Below are 1,508 nucleotides of genomic sequence, written 5' to 3'. Positions count from 1 at the left end.
GTGACAGTGCTCGACCCCCTTATAATGGACATATGAATTATAATTAAAGTACGACATATATACATTTTTATTGGGGGGATAAGAGATGGCAAAACAACATAATACTGTCGAAACTAAGTTAAAAGCTGTTCGTAGAGTATTGGAAGATCTTACACCAGTGGCAATTGTGGCTAAAGATTTAGACCTTCATCGTGATACGGTTAATCGATGGGTTAATGCATATAAGAAAAATGGAGAAAAAGGATTAATTAATCCTAAATCTGTTGCCCATTCTTCAACTCAAAAACAAGATGAAAAGATAAGAGAGTTAGAAAAGAAACTTAAAGAAAAAGAACTAGAGAATGAAATCCTAAAAAAGTTCCAGGCCTTTCTCAAGGAGAAAAAATAAACACAAAATATGAGGCAATTACCCACTTGAGAGAGGAATATTCTGTGGTGTTGTTATGTAAGGTTTTAGGGGTATCTAAAAGTGGATATTACGCTTATATTAAACGTCCTAGTAGAAAAATTGGTAAAGGGGATCGTGAAATTTTAAGCCTTATTAAACGTATCTATAATCGTCATCAGGGCACCTATGGTGCTAAACGAATTTCGAAAGTATTGAAGAATAAAGGAATAGTAGTGAATCACAAAAGAGTAGCTCGCTTAATGAAAGTAACAAACTTAAAAGCCAAAGTAAGACGGCCAAAAACAACCAAAGAGTCTAAAGTTCAAGCAGCTGGTTTTGTATATGAAAATATTTTAAAAAGAAATTTCAAAGCAGTTCACCCTAATCAAAAATGGGTAACAGATATGACTGAGGTATGGATTGGGTCACATAAAAGATGTATCTCAGCTATTCTAGACTTATTTAACAGTGAAATTATTGCTTTTGAGATTAGCACAAGTCCAAACACTGAATTAATTGAAGCTACTGTAAAAAAGGCGATGAAAAATAGAAATCTGAAAGATTTAAAAGGCGTAGTCATTCATAGTGATCAAGGAAGTGTCTATAGATCCCTTAGTTACAATGAATTAAGCAAGAATCTACACTTTACTCCGAGTATGTCACGTAAAGCAAATTGTTGGGACAATGCGGTAATAGAGAGCTTTTTTTCCCAACTAAAATCTGAGTTTCCATGTTTTTATCCCACAAATAACATAAAAACAAGTGATACAAACTTTAAAAAATATGTACATTATTACAACGAGGAACGAATTCATACAAGAACCGGTTTTGTTTCTCCAAGTGAATATTATAAGGATTATATCCAAACTAAGAAGCTGGGGCTTTGCGTATCAAACTTCAAAGCAGCAACTTGATATGAAGTGGTGGGCATGATTGCCTTGTTTGGTATGCCAACCATTAACTAAATGGCTGGCTTTTTGGTGGCAGAATAATGCCCACAGAGGCTCCATGTCAAGTATTAAATAAATCTCAGTTTAAAATTCAAAGGACAATTACATTTCATTTATTTTCCAATTTTGTCGTTTTGTTTTTTGTCTATTTATTGGGGGTTTGACCACAG

2 protein-coding genes are annotated in these 1,508 nt (G+C 33.8%); both read left to right on the top strand.

From position 1 onward, the window contains the following. The first annotated feature begins 85 nt into the window (after window positions 1-85). On the top strand, window positions 86-388 hold the full coding sequence (locus COD11_RS15655) for a helix-turn-helix domain-containing protein (RefSeq protein ID WP_098797844.1): 303 nt from the start codon (window positions 86-88) through the stop codon (window positions 386-388). A gap of 26 nt (window positions 389-414) precedes the next feature. Further along, window positions 415-1,302 (top strand): IS3 family transposase, encoded by an 888-nt coding sequence (locus COD11_RS15650; protein WP_098797843.1) that lies wholly within the window; start codon window positions 415-417, stop codon window positions 1,300-1,302. Window positions 1,303-1,508: the final 206 nt, after the last annotated feature.

Source organism: Bacillus sp. AFS040349 (assembly GCF_002577655.1).
GTDB lineage: Bacteria > Bacillota > Bacilli > Bacillales > Bacillaceae > Metabacillus.
This window is presented reverse-complemented; position numbering and strand designations above follow the sequence as displayed.

Bases quoted from the DNA above. Each gene is read 5' to 3' on its own strand.
- COD11_RS15655 (WP_098797844.1), top strand. From the start codon at position 86: ATGGCAAAACAACATAATACTGTCGAAACTAAGTTAAAAGCTGTTCGT.